Genomic DNA, 15,872 nt, shown 5'->3' on the forward strand with positions numbered 1-15,872 from the left:
GGACGGATTCACGTTCCGGCCGGCCGCTCCCGCAAGTGCACTCCTGTCTGTTCCGCTCCACAGGCCGACAGCGTGTGACGAATTCGCTGTCCTCACCCTCGGAGGCCACCGTTTCACGCGTCCTGCTGACCGGCGTCGAACCCTTCGGCCGAAACTCTGTGAACTCCGCCTGGGAGGCATGCCGGCTCGTAGCCGAATCCCCGCCGGAGAACATGCAGTTGGAGGCGGCCCTGCTGCCGTGCGCATTCGGGGACTCCATATCCGAACTCCGTAAGCAGATCCTGCGGGTGGAGCCGGAGCTGGTCATCTCCACGGGCCAGGGAGGCAGCCGCCCCGACATCACCATCGAGCGTGTCGCTATCAACCTCAACGATGCCGAGGGGGCGGACAACAACGGCCATCAGCCCATCGACGAACCCACCGTCGCCGACGGGCCCGCGGCATACCGATGGCCGCGCGGCCGAACGTCGAGGTCGTCGACCTGGCCGAGCTGCTCGGTCCGGCCGACTTCGTGGACTACTGCCATCCGACCGCCGAGGCGCATGTGATCCTCGCCGAGGCCCTCGCGTCACGCCTGTCCCTGACCGACGGCGCCAGGGACAGCAATCCCGGGTACGTGTGCGTCCACCCCAGGCCGGACGCCTGCTTCGACCTGGCGCCCACCCTGGCCGCAACCGGACCGACAGTCCCGTGATCAACGGCTTCCAGTCAGGACCAGTTGTCTCTGTGATGGGCTCGTCCCTCATGCACGCCATGTCAATGAGGAACGATCCACCGGCCGTATGGTCTGCCGTCAGGGCCGTGTCCCCGGTGGGTGCGGTAACCGGTTGGGCCCCATGCCGCAGAGGCTGCAAGCGCGGATGGCATGTCACGGCCACCCCAGTCTGTGCGCGAGCAGCGCCCCGACGACGCCGGGCTCCGCGAGACGGCGCTGAGCACTGCACTCCTTCGCCTCGGAACCTGGCCGATGGTCCGAGCAGGGCGCCGAGCCGGATCCAGCCGGGTGGGCAAGCCGAGGACGTCCAGACCGGTACTGGCGGAGCCGCCCGGTGAGGAGACGGTCATCCAGGTTCGGCCCAGAGTCGCTTCGGTCGCTGACGAGCACCCTGAACAAAGCTGCGACCGCCCCGCCGCCGGCGGATGCGGGGCCGGGGCGGCACAGATTTGCGGGCCGTCGGCGGCCCGATTCATCCGCGGACCGGACCGGCGAAATGCGCTTCCAGATCGGCGCGGCCTTTACGGCACTGTGCCCGTCGACGTCGAAGCAGGCCGGGTCGTGGACGTACTGCCCGACTGCGCGTCGGAGACGTTCGCGGGTGTCTGTCACACCCCCGGCCCCTGCGGGGTCGGCATGCCAGGTCCCCGATGACCTGCAATGCAAGCCAATTCGAGCGCCCACCGCGTCGAGGCGCCGCACTGCCTCCGCCGCGGCCTTGGCCGCGGGCCGTGTCCCCAGTTGAAGGTGCCGCCCTTCTGGCTGGTCCGGCCCATGGCTGTGCACCCGTCGCGGGCGTTCGGGGAGGCCCCGGCCTTCACCCCCGTGGCCTTCGGACCGCCTGTGCCCGGCAGTTCGCCGCGGTGTCACCTTCGCCAGAACAGGTGGTGCGTCACGCCGCTCGAGCTGGGCACGGTCTCCAGGTGGAACCGGTCGAGCAGTTCATCGGGGGACTCCCACAGGCGTAGTCCGGACCCGAGCTTCACCGGCGAGACCGCCACATGCATGGTGTCGACGAGACCGGCATCAAGGAACTGCCGGATGGTGGTGACTCCGCCGCCGAGTCGGACGTCCTTGCCCTGCGCCGCTTCCCGGGCCCGTTCCAGGACCGTGGCAGGGTCGCCGTCGACGAAGTGGAAAGTGGTGTCGGACAGTGTGAACGACGGACGCGTGTGGTGCGTCATGACGAACACCGGCGTGCGGAACGGGGGCTCCTCGCCCCACCAGCCGCGCCATTCATCGTCCGGCCAGGGGCCGCGCTGGGGCCCGAACTTGTTGCGGCCCATGATCTCGGCACCGATGTCGCGTGCGAAGTCCCGCGTGAAGTAGTCGTCGAGGCCTCGGCTCCCGCCCGGATCCGTGCGCATGGGCCAGCTCGCCGTGGCGCCGGCCCAGGCGAACAGCCTCTCGGGATGGTCGAGGCCGAACGGCCTGTCCAGGCTCTGATCCTTTCCGGCACCGATTCCGTCACTGGAGACGTTGAAGTTCATGACTCTCAGCAGTTGATCCACGTCGTTCCTCGTCAGGTCCTGTCGGGTCATCGTGGGGCGAGGCGCCCCACATCATGACGTCGAACGGGACGCGGCACGATCGACAGCGGCCCGCCATCTTTCTTCCAGGCGTGTCGGGCAGCGGTTCCATCGGTGGTGCGCCCGGTGGCGGACACGAACCACATCGGCAGGTGGTGAGCAGGTGCGGCTCGCCGGTTCCGCGGATCGCAAGGGCTCCCGCGGGGAACTTGACCTGGCTCGCCGGTGCATCGCACTCGGACTAGCCGAGAGCGTCGGGATCCGGCTCTGCCCGTCCATCTCCATGTCGCTCCTGAACGGCGGTGTCATGCCAGTACAGCTGCCCACGGAGCAGTCGGTGGGACCCCATGTGGTGCTCCTGACGGCTACGACGACGAAGCGGACACAGCTCCCTACGACCGTCATACAGGCGCGGGTGCCTTCCAGGTCCGCAACAGCTCGTGTGACTCACCCGGAAGGCCATTTCCATGGCAAGCACCTGCGAAAGAAAAAAGCCAGTTCGCGCATTCACGACGCTTAGTCGCGCAGGGCGATCGGGGATAATTTCCGTACGGCCGATATCCGCGAAAGAAGGGCGGTTGGCGTTGCGGAGGATCATGGCGACCGGGGCCCGATGGGCGGCGCCCACTGTTGTCCTCGCCGAGGTCTGCCTCGTGTGGACCGGCGTGTTCAGCGTAGGCGAGGCCGTAGTGGTCGGACTGCTGCTCGAGCTGCTCCTTGCCGGGATCGTCCTCACCGAATTCGCCCTGGCCACGCGGGCCTACAAGGCATCCAAGAGCCGGGGAGCCGACGGACACGAGGCCCTCAACCAGGCGCTGTCCACCGTGCTGCCTGACCCTGTCGCCAAGGCGGTGGGGATGGAATTCGGACTTTTTCGCGCGCTTTGGCGCTGGATCCGCCGTAAGCCGGACGCACCGGAAGGGCACGAGGCCCTGACCTATGGCTCGGAGATCAAGCCAATCATGTGGGTGATGGTTTTTGTGGTGCCGCTGGAGATTCTCGCCGTCGAGTTCTTGGTTCCCTGGTCCGTGGTGCGCATCGTCCTCCTGGTGGTCTCCATCTACGGGACTCTCTGGGTACTCGGCTTCATCGCGGCGCTGTCCATTCGCCCGCACCTCGTCGGCGACGGCAAGATGGTGCTGCGCTTCGCCCACTTCGTGCAGATCGTGATCCCTCTCGACCTCGTCGAATCCGTCCGTACGAGCCGGCACAGCGGATACCGAAGGGCCGTTCAGATCGACGACGGCGTCCTCGCGATGCCCATCGGAGACTCCACCACGCTGAGCGTCACTCTGCGCGAGCCCTACCCTGTCGCGCCCAAACCCGGAAAGCCGCAGCAGGAGGTACGGGAAATCCGGTTCGCCGCGGACAGCACCCGGGAAGCCGTCCGCGCCCTCACCGCCAACATCTCCGCCAACTGACCTGTGCAGCTCTGCTCCGCCCGTCAGGCCAGGCAGGCTTCCGTGCCGACGGGGCCGTCCTCACCGCCAGCGCCGTGGTGCAGGCATCGTCCCGGCCTGGTCAACGACAACGGGCCGCACCTCGACAGCGGCTCGGCGGCACACGGCCGCTGCAGCGGCTCGGTGCCGGCGGCAGCGGCATGGAGGGAAGGCCCACTGCCTGAGCCCCCTGGCCCGTGTCAGGAGATCGGATCGATCAAGTTATGGGGGTACGTACCCCCGCAACAGCGCGGTCACCGACCGGGTTCCGGTGATCGGCGGCGACCCAGACCCCCATTGCGCGGCAGTTGACCAGCTGTCGGACGCGGTGAGACGGCGACACGGCCTCGCCGGGGCCGAACACACCGAAATGATGTGGCAGAACCTCAAAACGCTGAGCGCCGCGCAGTCCGTAAGGCCTCGAGGTCTGTCTAGGGACCGTCCGCGGGTCGAATGCGGCGCGTCCTGCCTTGAGCTGGAGGAATGCTTCGCCCAGCGCTGCCTTGAGTCTGTTGATCTCGTAGAGGAGTTGCTGCTCACGTGGCGACTTCCCCCGGCCCGGCCTCCAGGTCGCGCTGTCCTGCGGCGATGAACTGGCGCCGCCAGTTGCCGATGGACTGTTCTGTGACATCGGCTTCCCCGGCTGCCTGCGACACCGTGGTCTGTCCAGACAGTACGGCGAGAAGCAGTTGAACCTTCTCGTCTGGCGGCATGGCCGGTGGACGAGGCATGTGCCTACTCCACCTCAGTAGCTCTTGCAACCGGGGCGCTGATGCGGCCGGTGCAGCCGTGTGTCGAGCAGGCTCGGACGGGAGTACAGCAGCGTCGCTGCGGTCCCCATGCGTAGCCCTCGTGTGCTCTCGACCGGCCAACCGACCTGGTCTGCATCAGCAGCTGCTCTCAACGATCAGACCACATTCGCACGCTAGTTGCGCACCCCATGAGTTCTACAGAGTGCAAGTATTGCCACCGACCATGTAGTTGCCTACTTGGAAAGTAGATGCCACTCTGGCAGCAACGCTTCTGCTGGAGGATGAACGTGATGAACACGTACGACGACGCCCGTGCGGCGCTGGACGCGGCCGCTGCCGCACGAAGTGCCGCCCGCTCGCGTCCTGTCGCGGCATGGCACCCGCCCTTCGTCGGACTCGGCTTCGCCATAGGGCTGTCCGCGCTTGGCCTGGCCGATGACCTGCACCCCTGGCAGTGGGTGATCCGCGCGGTCGCTCTCCTCCTGGTCGCCGCGGCCGTCGCCGTGCCTTTTGCGGCCGCGCGCCGAAGCGGCGTCATGGCCTGGTCGGCAGGTGCGGGCAAGGCCGACCGCTGGAAGAACGGCGCTTCCATGTCACTTGTCGTGGTTGTCGCGCTGCTCGTCGACGCGGCAGCCGGCGGTCCCTGGTTCTTCGTCGTGCTGGGCTGTGGCCTCGGCGCGTCCGCCTGGATCCGCCTGGCCGGCGCACGCAAGGCGTGAGGACCGATGTCAGGGAAGCTGCATGAGCAGATCCACCACCCCACGCGCCTGGCCATCGTCGCCTTCCTCTCCGGCTGCATAGAGGCCGAGTTCAAGGCGGTCCAGGAGTGCTGCGGTGCGTCAGCGGCTACGCTGTCAAAGCTGGTCACAGCGCTGGAAAGTGCCGGGTACGTGCGGGTGCGCAAGGGATACCTCGGCAGGCGACCACGTACGTGGCTCTCTTTGACGCCCGACGGCAGGAAGGCTCTGGAAGAGCACCTTGCCGCGTTGAACGCGCTGGTGAACACAAGTGTCGAACAGGGCCGGCGGCACGGCACGGCCGCCACGCCCGACACCTGAAAACGCCGGTAGGTGCCCCGTCCTGTACACGGGGGCACCTACCGGTTCGCCCGGCTCGCAGGCGGGGGCGTCACACAGGGGATATGTGACAGGCTTCGTTCCGTCACTTCGCGATGCCCGGACGCCCGGCGCGGAGTCCGTTGATGGACGGCGCCGTGGTGTGTGCGGGCGAGGCGGCGGTCACGCGGTCCGCGTGCTTGCCGTCGTACAGCGCCGCATCGGCGGCCCGTTGCCGCACTGCCAGGTCGCGGGAGCCGACCGTGCGCGGAGTCGCCGCGCCGACCGAGACGGCGACGTCGACGGTGCGGCCGTCGTCCAGGACGACCGGGGCGGGGAGCATGCGGAAGGAAGGACGGCTGGGGGAGCGAGCCCTCATCCTTCCACTCCGGCGGACCACCTGACGGAGCTGCCCGACAGTCCCTCCTGGGGCGTCCCAGGGATCGTCCCTCATGCACGCCATGTCAATGAGGGACGATCCGCAGGCCGTACGGTCTGCCGGCAGGGCCGTGTCCCCGGTGGGTGCGGTGACCGGTTGGGCCCCATCTCACCGTGGACCTGGTCGTCGCCCCGGACCTGAGCAGCTGGCAGTGGAAGGACGAAGACGAGTACGCGCACGTGCGGCGGCTCGGCATCGTCACCGACACCGAGCACCAGGCCGTGGACGCCGCCCGCGACGAAGTCCTCGCGATGCTCGCCGAACGCTTGGGGCCCTTCGCCGACGCCGCGGCGTGGTCGGCCTGGCGATGGAAACCTGCCTGGCCCGCCCCGCGACTGCGGCAGCTCGAGGCGGCCGTGCGCAGCGCTGCACCGGCAGGCGGCTGAAGTCGGGGATTCAGACGGCAAGGACCTCCCGCAACTCGCGCACAGCACGCTCGTGGTGGTGCTGGGCGGGGATCGCCTCGTACAGGTCCTGGGCGCGGCGGCGGATCAGGCCGGTGCGGTAGCCGTCCGGGAGCTGAATGGGCAGTGATGTCCGGTTCCGACTGCTGGGAGGCGTGAGTGGCCGAGCCTGTGCGGGTGCGCAGACTGACCGACCAAGAAGGGCAGAAGCTGCAGCAGATCGTGCGCCGGCGCAGTACCAACTCGGTGCGCTATCGCCGGGCGATGATGCTGCTGGCCTCCGCTGGCGGAAACCGCGTCCCGGTGATCGCCCAGCTCTCCAGGCCGACGAGGACACCGTCAGGGATGTGATCCACCGGTTCAATCAGATCGGCCTGGCCTGTCTGAACCCTCAGTGGGCGGGAGGCCGTCCCCCGCCTGCTCACTCCTGACGACGAGGATTTCGTCGTCCAGACGGCCATCACCTGCCCCACCAAGCTCGGCCAGCCCTTCACCCGCTGGTCCATACGGAAACTCGCCGCCTTCCTGCGCCGTGTCCACGGACGCGTCATCCGTATCAGTCGTGAGGCTTTACGGTGTTTGCTCCTGCGCCGCGGTATCACTTTCCATCGCACCAAGACATGGAAGGAGTCCCCCCGACCCGAACCGCGATGCGAAGCTCGACCGGATCGAAGAGGTGCTGGAACGCTTCCCGGACCGGGTCTTCGCTTTCGACGACTGCGGGCCCCTGGGAATCCGCCCCACCGCGGGCACCTGCTGGGCGAGACAGGGCAGGCTCAACCGCCTGCCGGCGACCTACCATCGCACCCACGGCATCACCTACTTCCCTGGCTGCTACTCGGTCGGCGACGACCGGTTGTGGGGCGTCAACCGCCGGCGCAAAGGCTCCGCCAACAGCCTGGCCGCGCTGAAGTCGATCCGCGCCGCCCGACCCGACGGCGCCCCCATCTACAGCATCTTGGACAACCTTTCCGCCCACACCGGTGCGGTCATCCGCCGCTGGACCAAGAAGAACAAGGTCGAGCTGTGCTTCACGCCGACCTACGCCTCCTGGGCAAACCGATCGAGGCGCACTTCGGCCCGCTGCGGCAGTTCACCCTGGCCAAGTCCCCACCGCCGCAGCCACCCCGCGCAGACCCAGGCCCTGCACCGCTACCTGCCCTGTGGCCTGACCGTCGTCACAGGATCAGATGTCGCCCTGGACCAGGGCGTGCAGATGCTGGTCGTGCCATCCGTCTTCGTGCAGCAGCGCGCTGCGCATCGTGCCTTCGACGGAGAAGCCCGCCTTCGTTGCTACTCGGCACGATGCCGGGTTGGCCACCGCGTGGCACAGCCGAAGCCGGTGCAGGCCAAGGTCGTCAAACGCCCACTGGCTGGCGCGTTTCGTGGCCTCGACCATGACGCCGCGGCCGCGGCCTGCGGGCAGGAGCCAGTACAGGATTTCGGCGCTGCCGCCGGTGAGGTCGATGTCACCCCAGCCGATCAGACCCACGGCCTCGCCACCGTCGGGACGGGCGATGGCCCATATCGCACTCTGCTCGTTCTGCCAGCGCTCATGCATGCGCTCGATACGCTTGCGTGCTTCCGCAGGCGAGGCCACGACCAGTAGGTTCCACTGGCGAATCGCCGGATCATGGCCGGCGGTTACCAAGGTGTCGGCGTCGCTGACGCGCCAGGGGCGCAGCTCCAGGCCGCTGGGGAGGGCGAGGACGGGTTGTTCCTGCTTGGCCATGTGGCCTGCAGGAACAACGGGCGGTACAGCTGCGGTGATCATCGCGGCATCGTGCCACAGCCCCACTTCGGACAGACCTCGATATCCGGTACCCGACTGCCAACCCGGCGAACGTATGCGGTCACGGCACTAGCGGTGGGAGGACTGGCTGGAGCGTCTTTCCCTTTGCCTCGTCGAGATCATCTTGTCGGAGTCCCTGCAGACCGATGATGAGCTCTGCGACTTCCTCGCCCCGGATGACGACAGCCTTGAACTGCTGGAGACGAACTCGGCCCGACTGCCGTTCCCGGTGCATACCCCATCGGTGAGGAGACACGGTGGTTCCTGTGCCAAGACGTCATCTTGCGCGATGACGATGGGGCGGCCATCCCGGCCCCGCGGACGGACGATGGAAGACCTCGACCGCGTTCGTGACCTGATCCCGGACGACTGGCTCAACGACTATCGCTGACCACCTCCGCAGACCCCTGCTGCCGGGGCGGCCCGCGTTGGAGCCAGCCCGGACACCGCTGTTCGCCTCGGGCTCGGGTGGTGGCGGGCGGTGCGAGTAGGTTCCGGTCTCGATGATGTGGCCGAACGTGAGGCGGTCGACGACGGCCGGTGCGGAGACGGAGGTCGGTGAACGTCGGGCGGCTGTCAGCCTCACCCTTCAGGAGAGGGGGTGGTACAGGGGCGCGCGACAGGCGTGCGGTGCGTGAGCGAACAACCGGCCGCAAGAACGAAGTGATAACAGGACTTCCGATTGAACGCTGCTTGTTGAACTCTTGAGTATGCGCGAACGGGGAGGAGTTGTGAAGATCGCGCAGCCCAGGCGCCGTGTACCTGGTCGCCGCGGCCTCATGTGCTGGCAAGCCGGCCCGTGCCGCGTCCATGGGTGCGCGAGTCCGTGCATATATGCGGGAACTCAAGAAGTTCGCCTGCCGAGGGGATAGGACTCAGAGCCGATTCAAAGGTTTCGGATCGGTAAAGAGCCTTCCTCTTACCTCGCGCTTGTTGGACTCTTAAGGTCCACAAATGAGGGGAATTTGTGAAGATCGCTGCGCTTGTGGGGGGCACGTTCGGGCAGGGGGCCCGAACCGGTCTTTGAGTCATCGGTGACGCCAACCGGACCGCTGGACCGACCCGACGGGGGGCCGGACCCGGCTGCGTCCTCGCACCGAACACTGCACATGGCTGCGTCTTTGCGCTGGGCTGATTCAGGAACAGCCCGCGCCACGGCAGCAGTGTGCCGTTCACCGGCCTGCCCGCTCGCGGGCAGGTCCGACACGAGGGAATTCACCATGCACATCTGTGTGCTCGGGCAGGGCTATGTCGGCCTGCCCCTGGCATTACGAGCTGCAGAAGCCGGTCATACCGTGACCGGCTTCGAACCCGACCGCGGCCGCTGTGAGCAACTGGCCGCAGGGTCCTCCTACATCGAGGACATAGGCTCCGACCGGCTGCAGAAGGCACTGCACTCGGGCCAGTACCTTCCGACCGGCGACCCCGCGGAGCTGAAAGGGTTCGACTTCGCGGTCATCACGGTGCCTACGCCGCTGACCGACCGAACTCCCGATCTGTCGTGCGTGCGTGAGGCCGGCCGCCTCCTGGCGCAGCACGTGCAGCCTGGCGCCACGGTGGTGCTGGAATCCACGACCCATCCCGGTACCACCCGAGAGGTCCTCATCCCGCTGCTGGAGGAAGGCTCCGGCCTGGTCGCGGGTGTCCACTTCCACGTGGGCTTCAGCCCTGAGCGCATCGACCCGGGCAATGCGCAGTGGCGGCTGGAGAACACCCCGAAAATCGTCGCCGGGCTCACGGAAGGCTGCCTGGAGCAGGTCAAGGCCTTGCCGGCGCGGTCGGTCTGGCCGCAGCCAGCCTCCCCACTGCCGTCACCGGCGCGGTCGTGGCCATCGGCATACCCGCGGCTCTCACCCCGTGGCGAGGAACCGGCCACCACCGAGCCATGTCCGCCTGCACCCAGGCCGAGGAGGGTAAAACGCTCATCAACCACTGAAGGGTGTTGCACAAGGCTGCGCTCGGGCAGGTCAGGGCGGCGAACGAGGCCGTCTGCTCATGAGGCGAGGGCGAGGTTGTGCATGTGGGCGACGGCCTGGACCGCATGATGGAGGCCGTCGCCGCGCTGCCGGCAGTCGCGGAGGATCTTGTAGTTCTTCATCCGGCCGATGACATGTTCCACGCGGGCACGGACCCTGCGGTGCTCGGCGTTGTCGTCCTCCTCGCCCTTCAGCAGGGGTCGCCCGGGGGCGTTTGCGGTGCGGCACCGCCATCCCGCAGTTGAGATAGGCACCGTCACCGAGCACGGTCACGCCTGTCAGTGCTCGCTGAGCCCTCGGGCCCAGGCTGCCGCATGGTCAGGTTCGTGCGGTAGTACACCGCGACCATCAGGACCCGCTCGGCCAACGGCAACGACCACGGCCGTCCCCGCAGCGTGCCGTTGCCGCCCCGCTCCCGCACCACCCTCAACAGACCGGAAAACTGCGTCACCCGCAGCCCCGTGAACGTCTCCATCCACACCCGTTGCTTCCAGATCTGGCCCCGTGCGCCACGGGTGACGGGCGTCATGGTCCACGGCCCGGTGCCGAGCGCGCGTAGGTCTCGGCTATGAGATCGGCTGTGAAGTCCATTCGGGGTACCTCTCGGATGTCCCGGCCCTGTGAGGGCGGTCAGGCCGGTCCCTTCGTCGTGGCCATGCGGCGGCGGATCGTTTCGACGGCGGATGCGTGGAGTCGCAGGGCGCGGGCGACGGACTCCAGTTCGTCGTCCGGGATCCGGCTGGTGGGGGTGGCGGACTCGGCGAGGGGGAGGCCGGCAGGCGTTGTTGCGCGGGCCGACTGGAGGGTGTCGATCGCCGTGAGGACGTCGGCCGCGCCCGCGATGTCGCGCGCGTCCGCCTCGCGGTGACCGGCCGCCAAGGCCGCGCTCCTGGCCTGCTCACGGCGGATGGTGCTCAGGTGCGGCGCGAGTCGGAGCAGACCGTCGTTGATGACGGCCTTGCGCAGCTCCAGCTGGAGGGCCGTACCGCTGACCCGGCCCGTCACCGGGGCCGGCGAGGCGCTGATCGTCTGCATGAGCCGCCACAGGGGTTCCAGGCGGCGGTGGGTGCGCCACATGGTCCACCGGTCCTCGGCGAGAGGACCGACCTGTCCGATGATGAAGCCCACCGCGATCAGGAACGCCTCGGCCATGGAGAACGGCGGCGCGACGTAGGTGGAGAGCCAGTCCCAGTTCCTGCCCGTCCAGCGCGCGCCGACGGCGCAGATCTTGAAGACGTCGTAGACGAACCCGAGGCCGTAGGCGAGCTGAAGGCACACCACGGCGCGGCGCAGCCACGCCCGGTCGATCTCCTTGAACCAGGCGCCCAGGATCCCGGCGGTGACGACGGTCGACACCGTGTGCGCGGCGAGGTACAGCACGATGTGCTCGCGCATCCAGGGCGTGTTGGCGTAGTAGGTGTCCAGATCACGTAGCCGTTCGACGCGGTGGTCGCCGAGGAGGAAGGTCACCCACAGGCCGACGATGATGGTGGTGTAGATGATCCCCACGAGGCGGGTCTGGCGGCGCCGGGCCGCGGAGGGCGGCTTGCGCCACAGGATGACCAGCCACAGGCAGGCGCCGCAGTAGGCGGTGATCAGCGAGTACGCCCACGGCGCGGCGAAGTTGGGGATGCCGGTGATGTCGTTGATGCGGTGCAGCTGGCGGGGCGGGAGCGAGGCGAAGGTGACCACGCCGAGCCCGAGCAGCAGGGCCGTGGCCCGCAGGATCGGGTCCTGCCACGCTCGTCTCAGCAGAGGCAGTTTGATCGCGAAGGCGATCGTGCCCAGCACAGCTGGAATGGCGTAGGAGGCGATGTGGCCCGCGAAGTCCCAGCGCATCACAGTCCGCCGAGGTGGGTGAGCGAGGACGACAGGCGCTCCGTCAGGGTGTCCTGGGTCGGTCGGCCGGGCGTCGCCTGCGGACCGATGACCTTGTGGAACGCGGCCGCCAGACGCAGGCCGCACTCCTCGGCCTCCCACTCGGCGACGGGGTCCGTCGCGGCGGGCGACCGGGTGGCCATGGCGATGACGCGGTCCCAGGGGACGTCGGCGTCGGGCCGGGACAGCAGGCTGCGCACGGCGGTCGGCAGCCCGCCGGGATAGTGCACGTCCAGCGTCCGGTAGTAGCAGTGGCCGAACTCGTGCCCGGCGATCACGAGCTTGTGGTGACCGGGTACCCCGTCCTCCACCACGACGACGTACTCGTCCGCCTTGGCGAAGGTCACCCCGGAGAGCTCCAGACCCGGCGGGAAGCGCACGAACTTCAGCCGGACCGGCCGGTCCAGACGGGGGCTCAGCGTCTCGCACACGGCACGCAGGAACGCCTCCGGCTCGGTCGGCGCCGTCAGCCGGCGAGCGGTGTCGCGGACCAGCCGGGGCAGGAACCGCTTCGGGGGCAGGGGTCGCTGCTGCGGTCTGCTCGCTCTCATTCGTCGTCCTTGAGCGCGAGGATCAGCAGGGCCGCCAGCTGGCTGGGTGAGGGCCGCCGCCCTCCACGGAACGCGACCGCATCGGGATCGACCCCGAACTGACGCATCAGTGCCCGGAGTTGCTCCTGCTCGTCGAGGTCCCTGAACCGCTGAAGCACCTCCTCCAGCGTCTCCTGCGTGTCCGCCGGCGACGCTGTCTGCGCGTACCCGCCTCCCGGGTCGTCCAGGCGGCGCAGAACGGGCAGCAGGACACGGCTGAGCGCTTCGGCGGCCGGGGCGGTGAAGAACGACTCCCCTCCCTCGACGCCGAAGAAGTCAACCAGGCCGTGCAGGAACTCGACGCTGGGCACCTTCCTGCCGTCGCAGACCTGTCGCGCCCAGTACTCGGAGACCCCCAACCGCCGGGAGATCTCACCGGCGAGATCCGACATTCGCCCGCCGTGACGCGTCATGTGGGCGTCCGCGAGGGCCTTGATGCGGCAGCGCACCCGGTCGCCGACCGTGTCGGCCGGCGGTGTGCCGCCCTGGAGCAGGACGTGGACAGTGGTCTCCGGCAATGCCGTCCTGGCCGCCAGTTCCCGGGGGTTGAGCACTTCGGATCGCTGGAGACCCCGGTCCTGGATGTGCGCCTCGATACGCCGGAGCGTCTCGGGGAGAGACGGCGCGGATTCCACCGATGCACTCCAAGGGTCGGGGGTCTGACACGGCGAGCTGAATGATGCGCTCTGCTCAGCCTACGCATCCCCGGCGGAGCTCTCAACGATGCCTGCCCAACTCGAAAACGATCGTTGACAGTTGCCGGGGGCACATAGCAGTATCCCGGCCAGCGAAGGCAGGCCGTCCGTTTCCCGGAGGCAAACAGCTCCGGGCGCGGCCCGCCACGACCTAACGGGGAGATTCGGCATGCATGCAACCGGGTGCACGAGCGGGAGCCCGCCCACCTCTTTCAGCCGCCTTCAAAGGGCGTTCACACGCCCCTAGAGGCAAGTGCGTCGTCTTCGGTGTCCTCATGGCGGGCTGGCCTGGCATGAACTTGTCACGAGGTTCTCGCCGGGCATCGTCGTGCCGTGCGCCGTGCTCACGGGGTGCCGGGCGACGGCCTCGTGGTGCGGCCGCAGGCCGCCGTCTGCCGTACGACGCGCAGGACATGAGACGGCCGAGTGACGAGCGCTCGGTTCGCCGTGAAGGCGCCCGCCGCCGCGGCGCCGCTGCGCCTCTCACCCGTCCGGAACGGGCCTTGCTCCGGTCGGTCGCCGTGGTGCCGGCATCGGCCACGGCCAACTGAAGCAGTATCAGGCGCCTTTGGGCGCCATGGGGAGCGGAGGCCGCAGACGGCATCCCCACAGAGCCGTCGTCGTGGTCCACCTCCGTCACCGAGTACCGCACCAGCCGGGCCACCGGCGGCAGGGCTCCGCCCTCCCCCGTGCGCCACGTCCCTCCCACCAACAGCAAGAGGACGACCGTGACACACGCCGTACGCATGTACACCGGGTCGCAGGCCATGGACTTCCTCGGCGGCCCCTGGCGCGAGTTGTACGCACAGGACGCGGCCGCCACGCCGTTCCAGTCGCCGATCTGGCTCACGGCCTGGGCGCAGCACCTCGCGCCGGCGATGACACCCGTCGTGCTCGTCTCGACGTCACCCACCGGCAGACCACTGGCCGCTCTGGCCCTCGCCCGTCAGGACGACGGAGCCGACACGCGCATCGTCCCGCTCTCGGCGCCGTACGCCGAGTGCATCCGCCCCGTCGGTCCGCACGCGGACGACCCCGCCGTCGCCGCCTCGTTCGTGTTCCACCTGATGCTGCTGACCGAGGAGGGGGGCGAGGGCATCAGCATGTCGGACGTCCCCGCCACCAGCGGTCTGGGCCGGTCGCTGACGCAGATCTCCCAGAGTGTCGGATGGAACCGCGTCAACGCCAGGTCCGCCCGCGTCCGGCTGCCCTTCGTCTATGCCGCTCTGTCCCGCTCCACACGACGGGAACACCAGCGGCGACAGCGCGCCTGGGACCGTGCGGCCGCGCACCACCGGGTGACGTACGCCCGTACGCACCACCCCCAGACCCTGCTGGATGCCCACGCAGTCATCGCGGCCCTGCGTCCGTCCCGCTGGTACGACCCTCTGTTCTCCGGGCCTGCGCCGGTGGGTGGTCTGGAGCACTGGGGATCCGTCCTGCGGCGACTGGACGCGACGAAGACGTTCATCGCCACCCTGGCCGTCGACGACACGGTGGTCGCGGCGCGGCTGTGCCTGACCCGCGGCCGGCACTGCTACTCCCTGGTGCCGGTGACGGATGCCGGATACCGGCACCTCGCCCCCGACCACGCTCTGCTGCGGTACCTGATCGGGGACCTGACCCGCAAAGGGTTCACCATGCTGCATCTGGGGCGCACGCCGGCTCCCGAACAGCGCGGAGCGGGGCAGTACCAACCCGAGTGGACCTCCACCCTGTCGGTCCTCAACACACCCCACCTCGTGCCGACCTGACCATGGACGCCGCGCGGTCCCCGGCGCCCGTCGGGCGAGGGGCCGCCTGACGCCATGCGCCGCGCCCGGCAGGTCCGCGGACTCAGCCGGCCTGGGGCGAGGCCGACTTGCCCTGGACGAAGGCCTCTTCGAGGGCCTCGAGGGTGATGTCGGCCTCGCTCAGCACCGTCGCGGCCAGGCCCCGGCCGATCTTGGCGAGCCCGAGCAGCAGATGATCGCAGTCGATCAGCGCTGAGGAAGCCCCTTGCGTCGCCCGCTCCTCCGCGATGGCGATGGCCTTGCGGGAGAACGGAGTCCACGCGATGCGCTCGGCCGCCTGGGAGGCTCCCCAGCTGAGCCGGGACTCCACCGCGCGGTGGATCTTCTCCGGCGAGGCGCCCACCGCGCGCAGGAGGTGGACCGCCGTGTTGTCCGGGACGCCGTCCTCCTCCGCGGTGAGGCCGTACAGCAGGTGCTCTGTCCCCAGGTAGTTGTTGCGGTGCTGCACGGCCGCCCGCTTCATGTGCGTCATGGCGTGCTGGAGGCCCTCGGTCAGCATCTCGGGCGTGTACCGCTTGTGAGGCGCGTGGAACCGCTGCTGGACCGCCTGGCGGGTGACGCCGAGGGCCGCCCCGATGTCGGCCCAGGAGACGCCGTGCATGCGGCAGTGCTCGACGTAGTCCTCCACCAGGTCGTCGGCGAGCGCCTGCAGTTGGCCGGAGATGCCGGCGGCCACCGTCAGCAGCGCCAGCCAGTCGGGCTGGTCCTGCCCCCCGGGGCGATGGGCCGAGTCGCAGGTCCTGTCCACTTCGGCGATGAGATCGTCAAGGTCGGGAAGAGTCATGAGGCAAGTACTCATTGACAGTTGCCGGTTT

General features: G+C 68.7%; 17 protein-coding genes and 2 pseudogenes. 10 read left to right on the forward strand and 9 right to left on the reverse strand.

Annotated features, from left to right (window positions below; genetic code table 11):
• The first annotated feature begins 74 nt into the window (after positions 1 to 74).
• The gene (locus OG956_RS40400; protein ID WP_443065717.1) at positions 75 to 548 is read left to right on the forward strand and encodes a pyroglutamyl-peptidase I family protein; all 474 of its coding nucleotides are present in this window, start codon (positions 75 to 77) and stop codon (positions 546 to 548) included.
• Positions 449 to 694, forward strand: coding sequence for a hypothetical protein (locus tag OG956_RS39750; protein ID WP_330343230.1), 246 nt, complete (start codon positions 449 to 451; stop codon positions 692 to 694). Before OG956_RS40400 ends, OG956_RS39750 begins: the two co-directional genes overlap by 100 nt.
• 887 nt (positions 695 to 1,581) lie before the next feature.
• Here the strand turns inward: OG956_RS39750 and OG956_RS39755 are convergent.
• Positions 1,582 to 2,226, reverse strand: coding sequence for a dihydrofolate reductase family protein (locus OG956_RS39755; protein WP_330343231.1), 645 nt, complete (start codon positions 2,224 to 2,226; stop codon positions 1,582 to 1,584).
• Between the two features lie 614 nt (positions 2,227 to 2,840).
• On the opposite strand from OG956_RS39755, the gene OG956_RS39760 reads away from it, so the two are divergent.
• A complete protein-coding gene (locus OG956_RS39760; RefSeq protein ID WP_330343232.1) occupies positions 2,841 to 3,665 on the forward strand; it encodes a hypothetical protein in 825 nt (274 codons plus the stop codon).
• Positions 3,666 to 4,219: 554 nt separating this feature from the next.
• On the opposite strand, the gene OG956_RS39765 is transcribed toward OG956_RS39760, so the two are convergent.
• Positions 4,220 to 4,414 carry a helix-turn-helix domain-containing protein gene (locus OG956_RS39765; protein WP_330343233.1) on the reverse strand — a complete coding sequence of 65 codons (195 nt, stop codon included), beginning with the start codon at positions 4,412 to 4,414 and terminating at the stop codon, positions 4,220 to 4,222.
• A 269-nt stretch (positions 4,415 to 4,683) separates the two neighbouring features.
• On the opposite strand from OG956_RS39765, the gene OG956_RS39770 reads away from it, so the two are divergent.
• Together OG956_RS39770 and OG956_RS39775 are read left to right on the forward strand one after the other, a co-directional pair.
• A complete protein-coding gene (locus tag OG956_RS39770) occupies positions 4,684 to 5,154 on the forward strand; it encodes a hypothetical protein (protein WP_330343234.1) in 471 nt (156 codons plus the stop codon).
• A gap of 6 nt (positions 5,155 to 5,160) precedes the next feature.
• Positions 5,161 to 5,493: a winged helix-turn-helix domain-containing protein gene (locus OG956_RS39775; protein ID WP_330343235.1), complete on the forward strand. Its 333-nt coding sequence runs from the start codon at positions 5,161 to 5,163 to the stop codon at positions 5,491 to 5,493.
• 103 nt (positions 5,494 to 5,596) lie between these two features.
• Here OG956_RS39775 and OG956_RS39780 read toward each other — a convergent pair whose 3' ends face one another.
• A complete protein-coding gene (locus OG956_RS39780; protein WP_330343236.1) occupies positions 5,597 to 5,869 on the reverse strand; it encodes a hypothetical protein in 273 nt (90 codons plus the stop codon).
• Positions 5,870 to 6,042: 173 nt separating this feature from the next.
• On the opposite strand from OG956_RS39780, the gene OG956_RS39785 reads away from it, so the two are divergent.
• Complete coding sequence (locus OG956_RS39785; protein ID WP_330343237.1) at positions 6,043 to 6,315, forward strand: hypothetical protein; 273 nt, start codon at positions 6,043 to 6,045, stop codon at positions 6,313 to 6,315.
• A 177-nt stretch (positions 6,316 to 6,492) separates the two neighbouring features.
• Positions 6,493 to 7,492: pseudogene (locus OG956_RS39790) on the forward strand (IS630 family transposase); the annotation flags it as partial.
• Between the two features lie 27 nt (positions 7,493 to 7,519).
• Here the strand turns inward: OG956_RS39790 and OG956_RS39795 are convergent.
• Complete coding sequence (locus OG956_RS39795) at positions 7,520 to 8,107, reverse strand: GNAT family N-acetyltransferase (RefSeq protein WP_330343298.1); 588 nt, start codon at positions 8,105 to 8,107, stop codon at positions 7,520 to 7,522.
• Positions 8,108 to 8,249: 142 nt separating this feature from the next.
• On the opposite strand from OG956_RS39795, the gene OG956_RS39800 reads away from it, so the two are divergent.
• Entirely contained in the window at positions 8,250 to 8,516 is a 267-nt protein-coding gene (locus tag OG956_RS39800; protein ID WP_330343238.1) for a hypothetical protein, read from the forward strand.
• An 829-nt stretch (positions 8,517 to 9,345) separates the two neighbouring features.
• A complete protein-coding gene (locus tag OG956_RS39805) occupies positions 9,346 to 10,170 on the forward strand; it encodes a nucleotide sugar dehydrogenase (RefSeq protein WP_330343239.1) in 825 nt (274 codons plus the stop codon).
• Here OG956_RS39805 and OG956_RS39810 read toward each other — a convergent pair.
• From OG956_RS39810 to OG956_RS39825, 4 genes and pseudogenes are all read right to left on the reverse strand, one after another.
• Positions 10,119 to 10,576, reverse strand: a pseudogene (locus OG956_RS39810) (transposase family protein). The gene OG956_RS39805 and the pseudogene OG956_RS39810 overlap by 52 nt on opposite strands.
• A gap of 155 nt (positions 10,577 to 10,731) precedes the next feature.
• The gene (locus OG956_RS39815) at positions 10,732 to 11,940 is read right to left on the reverse strand and encodes an MAB_1171c family putative transporter (protein ID WP_330343240.1); all 1,209 of its coding nucleotides are present in this window, start codon (positions 11,938 to 11,940) and stop codon (positions 10,732 to 10,734) included.
• Complete coding sequence (locus OG956_RS39820) at positions 11,940 to 12,530, reverse strand: hypothetical protein (protein ID WP_330343241.1); 591 nt, start codon at positions 12,528 to 12,530, stop codon at positions 11,940 to 11,942. The genes OG956_RS39815 and OG956_RS39820 overlap by 1 nt, the downstream gene beginning before the upstream one ends.
• Positions 12,527 to 13,204, reverse strand: coding sequence for a transcriptional regulator (locus OG956_RS39825; protein WP_330343242.1), 678 nt, complete (start codon positions 13,202 to 13,204; stop codon positions 12,527 to 12,529). The genes OG956_RS39820 and OG956_RS39825 overlap by 4 nt, the downstream gene beginning before the upstream one ends.
• 788 nt (positions 13,205 to 13,992) lie before the next feature.
• Between OG956_RS39825 and OG956_RS39830 the strand changes: the two genes are divergently transcribed.
• Positions 13,993 to 15,018, forward strand: coding sequence for a GNAT family N-acetyltransferase (locus OG956_RS39830; RefSeq protein ID WP_330343243.1), 1,026 nt, complete (start codon positions 13,993 to 13,995; stop codon positions 15,016 to 15,018).
• Positions 15,019 to 15,100: 82 nt separating this feature from the next.
• Here OG956_RS39830 and OG956_RS39835 read toward each other — a convergent pair whose 3' ends face one another.
• Positions 15,101 to 15,841 (reverse strand): Clp protease N-terminal domain-containing protein, encoded by a 741-nt coding sequence (locus OG956_RS39835; RefSeq protein WP_330343244.1) that lies wholly within the window; start codon positions 15,839 to 15,841, stop codon positions 15,101 to 15,103.
• Positions 15,842 to 15,872 lie beyond the last annotated feature (31 nt).

Source organism: Streptomyces sp. NBC_00557, assembly GCF_036345995.1.
Classification (GTDB): Bacteria; Actinomycetota; Actinomycetes; order Streptomycetales; family Streptomycetaceae; genus Streptomyces.